This window comes from Ruegeria sp. AI2 (assembly GCF_056541275.1).
The window spans coordinates 1,071,439-1,087,158 of sequence record NZ_JBQFYB010000001.1 but is presented as its reverse complement, the minus strand read 5'-3'; the positions used below and the strand labels follow the sequence as shown (position 1 = coordinate 1,087,158).

Here is a 15,720-nt window from a genome sequence, read left to right as displayed (position 1 = left end):
TCCTTTCAGGCAGAAGGGCCAGAAACATGAAGGTCATTATTTGCGGCGCGGGTCAGGTCGGTTGGCAGATTGCGCGGCACCTTTCGGGTGAATTGAACGACGTCACCGTTGTCGACAACAATCCCGATCTGGTACGGCGAGCGACCGAAACGCTGGATGTGCAGGGGATCGCCGGGTTTGCAAGTTACCCCGATGTGCTTGAAAGGGCAGGCGCGCGCGATGCGGACATGATCATCGCTGCGACCCATTCGGATGAGGTGAACATGGTCACCTGCCAGATGGCGCATTCGGTCTTTTCGATCCAGCGCAAGATCGCGCGACTGCGGTCGAAATCATATCTTGAGGCGATCCACTCGGACCTTTACCGGCGCGATCATCTGCCGATTGATGTGGTGATCAGCCCCGAACGCGAAGTTGCCGCTGCCGCGATGCGCCGCCTGTCGGCCCCGTCCGCCTTTGACACCGAGATTTTCATGGACGGCAAGGCGCAGCTTTTGGGTATTCGCGTGGATGAAGACTGCCCGATCGTGAACACACCTTTGCGGCAACTGACCGATTTGTTCTCGACGCTCAGTTCGATCGTAGTGGGGGTGCGTCGCGATGGCACGCTGTTTGCACCAGAATCCGAGGATCAGCTGTTTGTGGGCGACGAATGCTACGTCTTTACCAATGTAAAAGACGTGGATCGCACCATGGAGGTGTTTGGCAAGACCCAAAAGCGTCAGGATCGTGTGGTGATCGTGGGCGGGGGCAATGTCGGGCTTGAAGTGGCGCGAACTCTGGAAGAACAAAAAAGCCGCGTGCGCGCCAAAATCGTCGAGCGGGATCGCCGATGCGCCGAGATCGCCGCCGAGGCGCTGGAACGAACGATTGTGCTGCACGGTGATGGCCTTGATGCCAGTTTGTTGAGCGAAGCCGGTATCGACAGGGCGGATGCAATGCTGGCGGTTACGGATGACGACCGCACGAACATGCTGGCCGCTGTACGCGCCAAGGCCGAGGGTTGTGCCCTGGCGATCGCTTTGATCAATGATCCCAGTATGGTGGCCCTGATGGGACCTTTGGGGATTGATGCGTATATCAATCCGCGGGCAACCACCGTCAGTTCGATCTTGCGCCACATCCGTCATGGCCGGGTGCGACAGGTCTACTCGATCGGAGATGCTGAGGCCGAAGTGATCGAGGCTGAGGTTCTTTCAACCTCTCCCATGGCGGGTCAAAAGCTGCGCGATATCGATTTTCCCGAGGGCGTACTGGTGGGGGCCGTGCGCAAAGGAGATGAGGTTATGCGACCGACGGGCAGCCTCAGGATCGATGAAAAGGATGTCGTCGCGATCTTTGCCATGGCCAACGACGTGCCTGAGGTCGAACGCCTGATGCAGGTTTCAATCGATTTCTTCTGATGGCGCATGTGGGGATACAACAGATCGGGCTATTGCGGCGGTTGCCGCTGTTTCTTCTGATCTGGGCTATTGCGTCACTGGCCATGTGGATTCCGGCAGTTTACGCGCTGGCGCTGGATGATCACGATACATCCCGGTCGTTTTTGTATTCCGGTATCATAGGGTTGTTTCTGGTCGTCAGTGTCGCACTGGCCTCGTCCAACCGTGTGCCAAGGCGCGGAACTTTAGGACAATTGGCGGTGATGCTTGCTTGTTTTACCATTCTGCCTGTCTTTCTTGCGATTCCATTTCACGATGCGCTGGGAACGACCACATTCCTGAACGCCTATTTTGACATGGTCAGTGCCCTGACAACCACGGGGGCGGATCTGTTTCCGGATCCAGACCGCCTGACGGCCCCGCTGCACCTGTGGCGCGCCTTGGTTGGATGGATGGGCGGTTTGCTGATGTGGATTGCCGCCGCGGCAATCCTTGCGCCTTTGTCGCTGGGTGGGTTCGAGGTCACGGCCCGCGGTCAGCCGGGTCGCCCGGTATCGGGTGTTGCGCAAAGCGAACGCGTCGATCCGCGCGGTCGACTGCTCCGTGTGGCAAAGGGACTGACCCCGGTCTATGCCGGGCTGACGGCTGTGATCTGGATCCTTCTTCTGATCGCAGGCGAAACCGGACTGACAGCCGTTTGCCACGCAATGTCGGTCATGGCGACGTCCGGAATTTCTCCGGTGGGCGGCATGGAAGGCGCGCAGGCGGGCTTCACGGGTGAGGCGATCTTGTTTTTGTTCCTGTTCTTTGCCCTTTCGCGCCTGACATTTTCGACCGACACGGCGACATCCGGTTATTCCCGACTGGATACGGACCCGGAGTTTCGCATTGGCCTGATGATTGTTCTGGCCGTTGCGGCCTTATTGTTCTTTCGCGTTATTGCTGGTGTTACGGAAATCGGTGGGCAAATCGAGCCTTTACAGGCATTGCAGGTCATTTGGGGTATGCTGTTCACCGTTCTGGCCTTTCTGACAACCGCCGGGTTTGAAAGCGCAAACTGGGATGATGCGCAGCAATTGTCTGGTCTGGGAACGCCCGGATTGTTGCTGATGGGGCTGGCCCTGATCGGTGGCGGGGTTGCGACCACGGCTGGCGGCGTGAAACTGCTGCGGGTTTTTGCCCTGTACCTGAACGGTGCGCGCGAGATCGACCGGTTGATCTATCCCTCATCCGTCAGCGGGGTTGGAGGCGGCAACCGACGCATTCAAAGGGACGGCGCGTTTATCGCCTGGATTTTTCTGATGCTCTTTGCGCTGACACTGGCGGTGTTCAACCTTTTGCTGGCCGCAATGGGTGCCGGGTTCGAACAGGCCATGGTGCTCAGCGTCGCAACGCTCAGCACGACGGGTCCGCTGATTGAATTGGCCACTGATGTTCCAATCCGGTTGATCGACCTGTCCGCAGGGGCCAAGCTGACGCTGTGCGCGGCGATGGTCATTGGCCGGCTCGAGACGCTTGCGATCATCGCCCTGATCACCCCTTCGCTGTGGCGGGATTGAACCGGTTGGATCCCGTCGTCTTTAGTGCTTAATTTTTCGTCTGGAATATCTTACCGCGGCACTCCATACTCACCGGGAGGGAGCGCGTTGGTCCGCAACGCGTAGCAAGAACAATGGCGAGATTATCATAATATGGCTTCGGACAGACAGAATCTTCAGGATGCTTTCCTGAACAATGTACGGAAAGCTAAGGTTCCGGTTACAATTTTCCTGATCAATGGCGTGAAATTGCAGGGTGTGATCACCTGGTTCGACAATTTCTGTGTATTGTTGCGCCGCGACGGACAGTCGCAGCTGGTGTACAAGCACGCGATTTCAACCATCATGCCATCACAGCCGATTAACCTGTATGAGGGCGAAGACGCCTCTTGATGGAACATGACCGGACGCGCACCCGGGCCTGGGTGCTGCATCCCGAAATCAAATCAGATGAACAGCGCCGCGTTCCCGAACCAGCGCTGGCCGAGGCGGTTGCGCTGGCCGCCGCTTTGCCCGATCTGGATGTGATCGGGTCTGAAATCGTACGCCTGCAACGCGCCCAACCCGGCTATTTGTTTGGCAGTGGCAAGATCGAAGAACTGGGTGAGCGGCTTCGTGAAGACGAGGTTGAGCTGGTTCTGATCGATGGACCGGTAACCCCGGTTCAACAGCGCAATCTGGAAAAGGCATGGAAGGTCAAGATCCTCGACCGGACCGGGCTGATCCTTGAGATTTTCAGCGACCGTGCGCGCACCCGTGAAGGGGTGTTGCAGGTCGAAATGGCTGCGCTCAGCTATCAGCGGACACGGCTGGTGCGGGCCTGGACCCACCTTGAACGTCAGCGTGGCGGTTTGGGATTTGTCGGCGGACCCGGCGAGACCCAGATCGAAGCCGACCGCCGCGCCATTGACGAACAACTGGTGCGTTTGCGTCGCCAATTGCAGAAAGTGGTCAAGACCCGCACGTTGCACCGTGCCGCGCGGGCCAAGGTGCCATATCCAATCGTTGCGTTGGTTGGATATACCAATGCCGGGAAATCTACTCTGTTCAATCGGCTGACCGGGGCCGAAGTGTTGGCCAAGGACATGCTGTTTGCCACGCTGGACCCTACCATGCGCCGCGTGCAACTGCCCGATGGCCCGGAAGTGATCCTGTCGGATACGGTGGGTTTTATCTCGAACCTGCCGACCGAGCTTGTGGCGTCTTTTCGGGCCACGCTTGAAGAGGTGTTGGGTGCTGATCTGATTGTTCACGTGCGCGATATCAGCCATGAAGAAACCGAAGCACAGGCGCAGGATGTCGAAGCAATCCTGACCTCGCTTGGTGTCGACGCAGAACGCCCCCGGCTTGAGGTTTGGAACAAGACTGACTTGCTGAGCACGGAAGAAAAAGACGCCGCGTTGGCGAGGGCGGATCGCGATCCGGCCATATTTGCCATTTCGGCAGTTACCGGCGAAGGCGTGACCCCTTTACTGTCCGAGATTGCAGCAATCCTGCAAGGGGCCCGGCACGAGGTTGTTCTGAACCTGACCTTTGCGGAAGGGAACAAGCGGGCGTGGTTGTTCCGGCAGGATGTTGTACAATCTGAAGAGCAGACCGAAGAAGGGTTCTGTATCACTGTCCTTTGGACAGATAAGCAGGCCGCCCAATTCGACACACTATAGATACAGTGAAATTGCGGAAGTTGGCTGATACATTGGATCAAAGAGTATTCCTGACCGGATTTATTGATGTCCCGGCGGACCGCCTTGAAGATGTGCGCGCCGCTCTGCCCACGCATATCGCTCTCACAAAGGCGGAAGAGGGTTGCCTGTCGTTCGACGTTGTCGAGGATCAGATCACACCCGGACGGTTCACTGTTTCAGAGGTTTTTGTGAATCAGCAGGCCTTTGATGCGCATCAGCAGCGGACGAAGGCATCCGAATGGTTTCTGATTACACAGGGAATACCGCGGAGTTACACAATTGAAACCGCAAGCGACCGTCTGGACTAGATTATCGCCCGTCTATCTGTCGCTGATAGTCATCAGGGTCGAACCAACCCAAGGATGACTGAACTAGATTGTCGGGTGTCAATTCCCATTCTTCCCAACCGCGCGCAACGACATGATTACCAGTCTGTGAGTGGTGCCCTTCCAGCGTCCAGACAAATAGGGCATGAGATCCGGCCCATCGCATCATGTCGCAGCGCACCTCCAGATCAGGAAAATCGGCGTAGAAACCCCGGGCCATATCGGCAATCGCTGCGCGCCCTTCGATCGGGTCACCTCTGTTGATTGTAATCCGTCCGTCCAGCGCGAAAAAACTGGCAACGGCATCGGCGTCACCTGAACTCCAGGCGATTGCGTAATCCCGGGCAAGGTTGTTCAGAGTATCCCGAATGCTGGCCATAGTTTCCCCCTGGTCCGAAACAGTTCGCCCGGTAATGGTAGGCGAAACTGCCGCATGGCGTCCACGGTCCGGACAAAAAGGGGCGGGGAGTCGCCGAAACCCTGATGCTTAACGTGGGATCAGATTGGTCACTCCGACAGCAGCGGCGCGGGCAAGGTCAAGGTCCAGCGACATGGGAATATACTCGCCACGCCGCCACAGCTGCGCCTGATCGTCGTAATAGCGCGACAGGAAATGGCCCGATTGGCCGGTAGCGGTGATAAAGACCGAGCTGTTTGGATCGGCAAAGTCATACACACCGCGATACCCGGCCCCGTGCACATTCTGAAACGGGTCGAGCCCTTCGCCGGACGTGCGCCCGCGCAGCAAGGTGTTGTCGCCGCCACTGGTCGATTGGCGAATGTTCACAAAATACCGAAGTATAGGCACGTTCCCCAGAACCGGGTGGTCGTGGGTTGCCTGATGGGCATCACCCCAGCGCAGGGATTCCAGTGCGCTGCCGTAGCGTTCGGTGATCCAGATCAGCGCGTCATCCAGCGCAAGTCGTGCCATTTCGGTACAGGTTTCAACCGGCGCGCTTTGTCGTACATCGCACCAGACACCGGCGCCATCAATATCACGATAGACCCGTTCGATGAACAGGGGCTCGACATGTTTGAATTCGCTGGCCAGCGGCCCAAGCTCGTCCGAAATCAGGCGGATCTGAAGCGCCCGCACCCAGGCTGCATAGATCAGCGGTTCGGGCAGGTGCTCGTTCATCTCGCCGTTCCAGTCCGCCAGCAGCGACAGCGCAATCTGGCGCTGTCGTTCGGGCGTCCCTTCAGGGGCCGAGGCACCGGTGTACCAAAGGTCAGCACCGATCAGCGGCAGCAGAGAGCGCGCGGTGAAACTGACCGTATCCAGTTGCGCCTCAATGAAACTGTCGCGGGTATGCACCTCACGCGATTGCATCAAGCGTTCCCAGCGATGTACGCGCTGAGTGTCACCCCACTCGTAGGACACATGATCCGGGAACGGGCGGTCGATGATCTTGTTGTTGGTGTTGCCCAGAACGCCACCGGCAGGGGCCACGAATTCCGGGTTGTTGGCGTAAGGTAGGCGACCTTGCCAGCGGTTTGCTTCGATCCAGCCGGGTGTCGGAATGCGTCCGCGGCTTTGGTTTTGCAGATCACGCCGGGGCATGGCGCCAATCAGTTTCATCCCTATTGTCGTTTTGTCGACCAGTGACAGGTTTTGCGAGGGCGCAATGAATTGCCGCGCCACGGTTACGGCGTCCTGCACGTTGTCTGCGTTCATCAGGGCCATGGACGCCGTCATCGAAGTGTCTTGCGGGCTGAGCGCCGTCCAGGACAAAGACGCAACATGGCCCGGCGGTGTGATGGTTTCCAGCTTGTAATCCGTACCGGGCAACACTGGCCCGTTTTCAGTCCAGCGCAGCGTCAGTGTAACCGGAGCTTCCCCCTTGATTTCAATGATCGAAGGACGAGTCTGGAACTCCTGATAGCCATCCGGGGTCAGGTATTCTTCGGGGTTTTCCGGGTTCAGCTGCTCAATATGAATGTCCTGATCGTCAAGATAGGATGACGTCACCCCCCAACCCAAACGGTCACTGCGGCCGGTCATGATTGCGGGAATACCAGGGATCGAGGCCCCAATAACGCTTCCCTTTTCCAGACCAAGATGCGCCAGATACCACACGCCGGGTGCTGTGAAGCCCAGATGCGGGTCGTTGGCCAGCAATGTTCCACCGCTTGCCGAGCGCGAAGGCGCAGCAGTCCAGGCGTTTGATGCCCCCGCCAGCCCGCGTTTGGGAAGGGGTGACAGCAGCGTTTCAGGAAAACTCGTACCAGCGGCATAGCGTGGAAGGTTGGGAAACAGCGAAGCATATTCAGGCAACGCAGCAATGCCGGGGCCGGGAACATCGGGCAGAATATCTGCCAGTCTGTCAGGATTGCTCAGCATCAAAGACGTACGTGCCCGGAGCACCTCGTCTGTCAGGTGACCGGACAGTTGCAGCGCCATAAGCTTGATCACGGCAATACTGTCGCCCGGTTGCCAAGGCGAGACGGGGGCATTGAACAGGAACATCTCTGGCGCGCCGCGCCCCAAGGCCTCGTCGTTGATCTCGGTCAGGCGTGCGTTGACCCCGGCCGCATAAGCACGAAGGGCAGCCTTGGTATAGTCGTCCTGCACTTCGACCGAGCGATGGGCAAGGCCGTACAGATCCAGCCGGCGCAGCAGCTTGTCAACGCGCAGGGTGCGCGGTCCAAAGATCTCGGACAAGCGGCCCTGTGCAGTGCGGCGCATGACTGTCATCTGCCACAACCGATCCTGCGCGTGGGCATATCCAAGACCGAAAAACACATCCGGGTCATCTTGGGCGAGAATGTGCGGCACATTGGCGGTGTCGCGCACGATCTCAACCGGAGCGGTCAACCCGTTGACTTCGAGCGTCTGGTCATAATCCGGCAGGGATTGGCTGGCCAGAAAATAGACAAGGCCCATTGCAGCGAGGATCAGCATGATCAGACCCGACACGATGCGCACCAGCCAGCGGAAAACAAGACCCATTACTGCCCCAAATTCTAGTACATGAAGGTTGCGCGGAGATTAGTGGATGGCGGGTCCAACCGAAAGAGGAACGCGGCAAGAACCTGTGCGGAAAGGATGAAAACAAACACCCCACCGCAGCATTCCGCCGTGATGGGGTTCGTCGGAAGAAGTGGGATGCCCGAATTATGGAATAATGCGGGTATATTTCGTGCCTTCCACGGTCGCACCGATCTGAAGCCCAGCCTGTCCGAAAATGGCAGCCAGAACGGGCGAGCGCAGTGTCGTTGTGTCTGTCGACAGGGAATCGCCCTGATCGCTGACCACATAGCCAATATCTGCTCCGGCTGTCCAACCACTGGAACGACGGAAATCGTTCAGGGCGTCTTCGGTCATGAAAAACAGAACATGCGCGTATTGCTGTGCGCCGATCTGTAGCCCGGCCGTGCCCTTGACCGCCGAGTAAAAGTCAACTGTTGCACCGCTGATGCGCAGTGCGCCGCGACCGTAACCGCCACCGAACACGAAACCGGCTTCGGTAATCAACGGCATGACCAGCATGCCGTTGGCCTTGTTCGCAATTTCAACCGTGTTGGGATAGCGGCTGTACATCTCGGTCAGCGTGGCGTCGACACGGGCATCGATTGTTGCTGCGTTGGAATTGCCGACACCGTTGCCGCAGGCGGCGGTCAAGCTCAGACCTGCCATGCCCAAGGCAAAGCCGCGACGATTCAGTCGGGGGGAATTGGAACTGCTCATGGTTTTATATCTCTGTAACTGTGCCTGATATGCCGGGTGATCCCGGTCTTGGCGGCAAGGATACGCCGATCAGGGCGATGTGTCACGGGAAAGCTGCCCGATCGGGCAATCTTATCGGCGAAATATCGCGAAACTTGCGGGCTTTATCCCTGCAGGATGCGCGCAACCTGAGGAGAGAAATAGGTCAGAATTCCGTCGCATCCGGCGCGTTTGAAGGCCAGAAGGCTTTCCAGCATCACCTTCTCGCCATCGATCCAGCCGTTCTGGGCTGCGGCCTGAATCATCGCGTATTCGCCCGATACCTGATAGGCATATGTCGGCGCACCGAAACTGTCTTTCACGCGGCGGCAGATATCCAGATAAGGCATGCCCGGCTTGATCATCACCATATCCGCGCCTTCAGTCAGATCGCGTTCGATCAGGCGCAAAGCCTCGTCCGAGTTTGCGGGGTCCATCTGGTAGGTCTTCTTGTCGCCCGTCAGGGCCCCCGATGCGCCGACCGCGTCGCGGAAGGGTCCGTAGAACGCACTGGCATATTTTGCGGCATAGCTGAGGATCATCACGTTGTGATAGCCTGCACCTTCCAGCGCGCGACGCATTTCCCCGATCCGGCCATCCATCATGTCCGACGGGCCGATGATATCCGCACCGGCGTCGGCCTGTGCCAGCGTCATCTTTACCAGTGCCTCGACGGTCTGGTCGTTGACGATTTCGCCGTCAACGACATATCCGTCGTGACCGTTGATGTTATACGGGTCAAGCGCCACATCCGTCATTACGGCAATGTCCGGAGCCGCTGCCTTGATTGCCCGGATGGCCCGGTTTGACAGGTTGTCGGGGTTCCATGCCTCGGCGCAGTCTTCGGTTTTCAGTACCGGGTCGGTGTAGGGAAAGATGCAAATCGCAGGAATCCCAAGGGCCTGGGCCTCGACCGCCGCTTTGGCAATCAGGTCAACCGATCTGCGAACCACACCAGGCATCGAGGGCACGGGCTCTTCAACGCCTTCGCCATCGCGTACGAAAACCGGCCAGATCAGGTCATCCGTTGTCAGAGTGTTCTCACGCACCAGCGCACGAATTGCCTGTGATTGACGGGCGCGGCGAAAGCGGGTCATGGGAAATGGGGCAATGGTCGGTTTCATGGCGCGTTCTCCTTGAACATTCGTGCATTGGGTGGCATGAATTCACAAAGGTCTCAAGGGTATCAATGGACGCGCGCCTAGATGGAACCCCCCTGAGTAGTGTGAATAAAGGGTTGGGTTTGGACTGGTACTCTTCGATCTTTGAACTCATCGATATGCGCAGCTTTTCGAATCTGTGGTTCTGGATCGTACTGGCGGTACTCTGGTCGTCGGCCAGCCACTGGGTGATGGGCATCCCATATGATCTGGTTGTCCGTGCTCGCCGGATCGGAGGTCAGGTCGAAACCGATCTGCTCGACATCGTTCGCATCCATACAAATCGGATTCTGCTGATTGTCGACATGTCTGGCACCATCCTTTTGGCGTTTGGGTGTTTCCTGTTTACCGGGATGGCCACGCTTGGGTTCTATTATGACGTCGAATTCGCGCAGGCCCTGTTTTTGCTTTTGTTCCCAATGACCTTGGTGCTTTTGGTCAATATCGTGCATGCAAGGCGTCTTCGGCGGCAGGAATTGACGCTTGAAACAGTCTCAAAAACAATTTCCCGCTGCCGACTGTATACCCAGATCATCGGCATGATCTCGATACTGGTCACTTCGTTCTGGGGCATGTATCAGAACCTTTCGATTGGCGTTCTGGGATAGAAGATTCTGAAAGGCGAGGCGATGAAGGCTCCGAACCACGTGACAGTTGGCGGCGCCCCCGAAGGGTTTGACGCGCAGCTGGTGCTGAACGAGATTGCCCGCAGCAAGGGGCCGGTGGCCCATGTCGCACGCGATGACAAGCGGATGGAAGCGATGCGTTCCGCACTGGCGTTCTTTGCGCCTCAGATGCCTGTCTTTGTGTTTCCGGGCTGGGATTGCCTTCCTTATGATCGGGTCTCGCCCAATGCGGATATCTCGGCGGCGCGCGTGGCCACACTGGCGGCGCTGGTTCACCAGATGCCCCAACAGTATGTATTGCTGACCACGCTGAACGCCGCGACCCAACGCGTCCCGGCACGGGAGGTTTTGCGAGAGGCGGCGTTTACTGCCCGAGTTGGCCATCGCATAGATGAAACCGCTCTGCGAAACTTTCTGGTGCGTATGGGGTTCACACAAAGTCCAACGGTGATGGAACCCGGCGATTACGCCATCCGTGGCGGCATCATCGACATCTTCCCTCCGGGAGAGACGGGCCCGGTTCGGCTGGACCTCTTCGGTGACGTTCTGGACGGTGCGCGACGCTTTGATCCGGCGTCCCAGCGAACAACCGAAAAGCTGGACATCGTTGAACTTGCACCGGTGTCCGAAGTCATCCTGGACGAGGCCGCCATAACCCGGTTCCGTCAGAACTATCGCATCGAGTTTGGTGCCGCCGGTACAGATGACCCATTGTATGAGGCCGTAAGCGCGGGCCGCAAACATCAGGGGATCGAACATTGGCTGCCGTTCTTCCACGAAAAACTTGAGACGTTATTCGACTATTTGCCGGATGCGGTGATCACTGTCGATGATCAGGTGACGCCCGCGCGTCTGGCGCGTTGGGATACGATTGCCGATCAGTACGAAACCCGGCGACTGGCGCTGGAAAACCGATCCCGTATGGACACGGTCTATAAACCCACACCTCCGGGGTTGTTGTATCTTGACGATACCGCCTGGGAGGCGGCGGTCGCGGATCGTCGGGTTTTGCAGTTCAGCCCGCTGCCGCAAGCCTCTGGCCCCGGTGTCATAGACGCGGGCGGACGTATCGGACGCAACTTTGCACCGGAACGCCAGCAGGAAAGCATCAGCTTGTTCGGTGCTTTGGCCAGTCACATCACTGCAAAGCTCGACAAAGGACCGGTGCTGATCGCCTCATATTCCGATGGCGCGCGGGAACGCCTGACCGGCCTGATCGAAGACGAAGGGTTGGCCGAGGCGATACATGTGGCCAATGGCACCCGCATTGGAAAACGCGGCTTGCACCTTGCCGTCTGGGCGTTGGAGCATGGGTTCGAAACTCCTGATCTAGCGGTGATCGCTGAACAGGATGTGCTGGGCGACAGGCTGATCCGTCAGCCCAAAAAACGCCGCAAGGCCGAGAACTTTCTGACCGAAACCCAATCGCTCAGCCCCGGTGATCTGGTTGTACACGTGGATCACGGCATAGGTCGTTACATGGGCATGGAGGTCGTCACCGCAGCTGGTGCTGCCCATGAATGCCTGTTGCTGGAATATGCCGAGCAGGCAAAGCTGTACCTGCCGGTCGAAAACATAGAATTGCTGTCGAAATACGGACATGACGAAGGTCTGCTGGACCGTTTGGGCGGCGGTGCATGGCAGGCAAAGAAGGCCAAGCTGAAAGAGCGCATCCGCGAGATGGCCGATAAGCTGATCCGCATCGCCGCTGAACGCGCGCTGCGCAAAGCCCCGGTCATGGATCCGCCGCCCCACGCGTGGGAGGAATTCAGCGCGCGATTCCCGTATCAGGAAACCGAAGACCAGTTGCGGGCGATCTCGGATGTGATGGAAGATATCCATTCCGGCGCACCAATGGATCGTCTGATCTGCGGTGACGTTGGCTTTGGAAAGACCGAGGTTGCCATGCGTGCCGCATTTGTCGCAGCCATGTCGGGCGTTCAGGTTGCGGTTGTAGCGCCCACCACCCTGCTGGCCCGCCAGCATGCCGCGAGTTTCAGGGAACGCTTTCGGGGGTTCCCGCTTGAGGTGCGGCAATTGTCACGCTTTGTTTCGGCGAAAGAAGCCCAAAAAACCCGTGACGGGCTGGCCCGCGGGACAGTGGACATCGTGATCGGAACGCACGCGCTTTTGGCCAAGAACATACGGTTCAACAATCTGGGGCTTCTGATCATTGACGAGGAACAGCATTTTGGCGTGGGTCATAAGGAACGGCTGAAACAGCTGCGCTCAGACATTCACGTGCTGACCCTGACCGCGACACCGATCCCGCGAACGCTGCAACTGTCGTTGACCGGCGTGCGCGACCTGTCGATTATCGGAACACCTCCAATCGACCGACTGGCAATCCGCACCTATGTCAGCGAGTTTGATGCAGTCACAATCCGAGAAGCGCTACTGCGTGAACACTATCGTGGGGGGCAGAGTTTCTATGTTGTACCGCGCATCTCGGACCTGCCTGAGATCGAAGAATTTCTGAAAGACCAACTGCCTGAGCTCACTTACGTGGTTGCCCATGGCCAGATGGCAGCGGGTGAGCTCGATGATCGGATGAACGCGTTTTATGACGGCAAGTACGATGTGCTGCTGGCCACAACAATCGTCGAAAGCGGGTTGGACATCCCGACCGCAAACACGATGGTCGTGCACCGTGCGGACATGTTTGGCCTTGCCCAGCTCTATCAGATCCGGGGGCGCGTTGGGCGCTCGAAAACCCGTGCTTATGCTTACCTGACCACCAAACCGCGTCAGAAACTGACTGCTGCCGCCGAAAAACGCCTGCGTGTTCTGGGCTCGCTGGACACGTTGGGGGCCGGCTTCACTTTGGCCTCGCAGGATCTGGACATACGTGGTGCGGGCAACCTGTTGGGTGAAGAACAATCCGGCCAGATGCGCGATGTCGGCTATGAGCTTTACCAATCCATGCTGGAAGAGGCGATTGCCAAGATCAAAGCCGGCGAGATGGAGGGGCTGTCGGATGCAGACGATCAATGGGCCCCGCAGATCAATCTGGGTGTGCCGGTTCTGATCCCCGAGAACTATGTGCCAGATCTGGATGTGCGCCTGGGGCTCTATCGCCGCCTGTCATCGCTGTCGACAAAGGTCGAACTGGAAGGCTTTGCTGCGGAATTGATCGATCGTTTTGGCAAATTGCCGAAGGAGGTGAATACCTTGATGCTGGTTGTGCGGATCAAGGCCATGTGTAAACGCGCCGGGATCGCAAAGCTCGACGGCGGGCCGAAAGGCGCGACCATCCAGTTTCACAATGACAAATTCGCTTCGCCGCAGGGACTGGTTGAGTTCATTCAAAATCAACGCGGTATGGCCAAGGTCAAAGACAACAAGATCGTCGTGCGCCGGGACTGGAAAAAAGACAGTGACAAGATCAAAGGGGCTTTTGCAATTGCCCGCGATCTTGCTGAAAAAGTGGTCGCCGCGCAGAAAAAGGTTAAAGCAGGTTGAGATGTGAGAGGGGGCTCTGCCCCCGCTGCGCGTTCCGCGCATCTCCCCCGGGATATTTACGGCCAGATGAAGAAGCGGATCCCTGCTTCATCTGGCTAAAAATATCCCCGCCGGAGGCATCGTGTGTCAGCACGATCAAGACATTTTAGCTACGCATTGCCGCCTGCGCACAGAAGCAGGACGCAGCTACCATCCGGTCGGCGCGGGCCAACGCCAGGTCGAGCCGCTGTTTGATCTGCAGGACTTCGATCTGTTCGCTGCGTGCCTTGAGGCAATCATAAAGGCCCTTCAAACTCCAGACGTTGTCAGGATGTATCGAGGCGCGACTAAGCGTGCCGCCCAAACCCAGATCTTCACGATAGACGTTTTCAGCTTCGGACAGTCGTCCTTGTTCGAAAAGAAGCGCCCCAAGCGCGTGGCGGGTCGGCTGCATCCATCCCCAGGGTTCGTCATAGGGCAAGGTATCGTCCAGCTCGACCGAGCGGCGCAGATGGGCAAAAGCGATTTCAAAGTTGCCCTTGCGGTACTCGATCTCACCGCGGAGCATTTCCCGCGCAATTTCCAGCAGGTCAATCACACGGTTGTTGTGCAGCCTGCGTGTTTCCGGAACGCATTCCTTGGCAGCAAGGAACAGATTTTCTTCGGCCTCGGCATTGGCGATATCACCGGTTGCTGCATGAGCGATGGCGCGCGCGTAGTGCGTTGTGGCGGTCAGAGTGCGGAACAGGTCAGGATCTGAGGGCAGTTTCAGTGCCTTAGCCTCATCCCAGCGGCCAAACCGGATCAGGATGTGAGGGCCCATGGACATGTAGCTTTCAAAGTAATCGGCCATCGGGGGGCTTTCGATGCGCAGCAATTCTTCGGGCGTTGTATCCCACAATCCCTGATTTGCACGTAGGGCGGGTTCGATCTGTCCAAGAAAAAGCGCACCGTAGATGGCAAAGTGATAATTGTGCTGGCGATAGCCTGTGTAAATGTTGAACGCGCCTTCGCGTTCGTAATACTTCTGGTCGGCTTCCGAGGCTTTTTCGTTCCAGTGCACAACGTTGTGGTAATGTCCGCAGAGCACATCGATATGTGTCGGCATATGTACCAAGTGGCCTGCATCCGGAACCAATGTGCGCAGGATATCTCCTGCTTTCAGGGCTTTTTCTGGTGTTGGAGACATCTCCATCAAATGAACATAGAGGTGCAGCAGGCCCGGGTGTGACATCGCAGCCGGATCGTTTGCCATGGCCCATTCAAGCGCATCTTGCGCTTCCTTCGTCGCCGCACCCTGGGCGGGTTGACCCGTTTCCAGATCCCACATTTTCCACGGTGTCAGGTTCAGCAGTGCTTCGACATAGATGGTACGCAAGTCAAGGTGGTCCGGGTGCGCCGCAAATGCCGCGCGCATCGCGTCGGCAAAACCGTGGTCCCATTGGTGCATGTCCTCAACCGGACCGCGTTGCGGATAACGCGCGGGCAAGGCCTGAATTAAGGCCTGTTCGACGGCAGTGCATCCTGCGAGCAGGCTAAGAGCTTTCTGCATCGCGTCGTAAGCCCGTGACAACGCTTCTTCCCGACCTCTCTCATCCAGCAGGTCCCAGGGGAGGTTGTAGTTTGGTCCGGCGGCATACGCGACACCCCAATGGGCCATCGCGCAGTTCGGATCATGCTCGGCCGCGCGTTGGAAACAGACAACCGCTTCTTCGTGATTGTAGCCGTATGTCCAGTTCAGCCCTCGGTCGAACCACAGCTGAGCTTCGGGACTGGAAGTGGAAACTGGGCAGGAATAGCTGCCCAGATCGTAATAATCGCTCATCGCAGTTCCTCCCGTAAGTTCAGGGTAGGAT

General features: G+C 57.8%; 12 protein-coding genes. 7 read left to right on the top strand and 5 right to left on the bottom strand.

Annotated elements, in window-relative coordinates; genetic code table 11:
* Nucleotides 1–26 precede the first annotated feature (26 nt).
* The 5 genes from trkA (at nucleotide 27) to ACR0LL_RS05425 (ending at nucleotide 4,913) form a co-directional block, all read left to right on the top strand.
* Nucleotides 27–1,403: a Trk system potassium transporter TrkA gene (gene trkA / locus ACR0LL_RS05445; RefSeq protein WP_267366209.1), complete on the top strand. Its 1,377-nt coding sequence runs from the start codon at nucleotides 27–29 to the stop codon at nucleotides 1,401–1,403.
* Nucleotides 1,403–2,941: a TrkH family potassium uptake protein gene (locus ACR0LL_RS05440; protein ID WP_480584563.1), complete on the top strand. Its 1,539-nt coding sequence runs from the start codon at nucleotides 1,403–1,405 to the stop codon at nucleotides 2,939–2,941. The genes trkA and ACR0LL_RS05440 overlap by 1 nt, the downstream gene beginning before the upstream one ends.
* 132 nt (nucleotides 2,942–3,073) lie before the next feature.
* Nucleotides 3,074–3,313, top strand: a complete 240-nt coding sequence (gene hfq, locus ACR0LL_RS05435) for an RNA chaperone Hfq (protein WP_005982826.1) — start codon at nucleotides 3,074–3,076, stop codon at nucleotides 3,311–3,313.
* Entirely contained in the window at nucleotides 3,313–4,584 is a 1,272-nt protein-coding gene (gene hflX / locus ACR0LL_RS05430) for a GTPase HflX (protein ID WP_480584561.1), read from the top strand. Before hfq ends, hflX begins: the two co-directional genes overlap by 1 nt.
* Nucleotides 4,585–4,604: 20 nt before the next feature.
* Nucleotides 4,605–4,913, top strand: a complete 309-nt coding sequence (locus tag ACR0LL_RS05425; RefSeq protein ID WP_480584559.1) for a putative quinol monooxygenase — start codon at nucleotides 4,605–4,607, stop codon at nucleotides 4,911–4,913.
* Nucleotide 4,914: 1 nt separating this feature from the next.
* On the opposite strand, the gene ACR0LL_RS05420 is transcribed toward ACR0LL_RS05425, so the two are convergent.
* From ACR0LL_RS05420 to hemB, 4 genes are all read right to left on the bottom strand, one after another.
* Nucleotides 4,915–5,310 carry a nuclear transport factor 2 family protein gene (locus tag ACR0LL_RS05420; protein ID WP_480480699.1) on the bottom strand — a complete coding sequence of 132 codons (396 nt, stop codon included), beginning with the start codon at nucleotides 5,308–5,310 and terminating at the stop codon, nucleotides 4,915–4,917.
* 108 nt (nucleotides 5,311–5,418) lie between these two features.
* The gene (locus ACR0LL_RS05415; protein ID WP_480584557.1) at nucleotides 5,419–7,881 is read right to left on the bottom strand and encodes a penicillin acylase family protein; all 2,463 of its coding nucleotides are present in this window, start codon (nucleotides 7,879–7,881) and stop codon (nucleotides 5,419–5,421) included.
* A 165-nt stretch (nucleotides 7,882–8,046) separates the two neighbouring features.
* Nucleotides 8,047–8,619 carry a lipid-binding SYLF domain-containing protein gene (locus ACR0LL_RS05410; protein WP_209503773.1) on the bottom strand — a complete coding sequence of 191 codons (573 nt, stop codon included), beginning with the start codon at nucleotides 8,617–8,619 and terminating at the stop codon, nucleotides 8,047–8,049.
* A gap of 143 nt (nucleotides 8,620–8,762) precedes the next feature.
* Nucleotides 8,763–9,761 carry a porphobilinogen synthase gene (gene hemB / locus ACR0LL_RS05405; protein WP_480584555.1) on the bottom strand — a complete coding sequence of 333 codons (999 nt, stop codon included), beginning with the start codon at nucleotides 9,759–9,761 and terminating at the stop codon, nucleotides 8,763–8,765.
* A 119-nt stretch (nucleotides 9,762–9,880) separates the two neighbouring features.
* Between hemB and ACR0LL_RS05400 the strand changes: the two genes are divergently transcribed.
* Nucleotides 9,881–10,405: a component of SufBCD complex gene (locus ACR0LL_RS05400; protein ID WP_480486469.1), complete on the top strand. Its 525-nt coding sequence runs from the start codon at nucleotides 9,881–9,883 to the stop codon at nucleotides 10,403–10,405.
* 21 nt (nucleotides 10,406–10,426) lie between these two features.
* Nucleotides 10,427–13,885, top strand: coding sequence for a transcription-repair coupling factor (gene mfd / locus ACR0LL_RS05395; protein ID WP_480584553.1), 3,459 nt, complete (start codon nucleotides 10,427–10,429; stop codon nucleotides 13,883–13,885).
* A gap of 145 nt (nucleotides 13,886–14,030) precedes the next feature.
* Here the strand turns inward: mfd and ACR0LL_RS05390 are convergent, their stop codons facing one another.
* On the bottom strand, nucleotides 14,031–15,689 hold the full coding sequence (locus ACR0LL_RS05390) for a hypothetical protein (RefSeq protein WP_480584552.1): 1,659 nt from the start codon (nucleotides 15,687–15,689) through the stop codon (nucleotides 14,031–14,033).
* Nucleotides 15,690–15,720 lie beyond the last annotated feature (31 nt).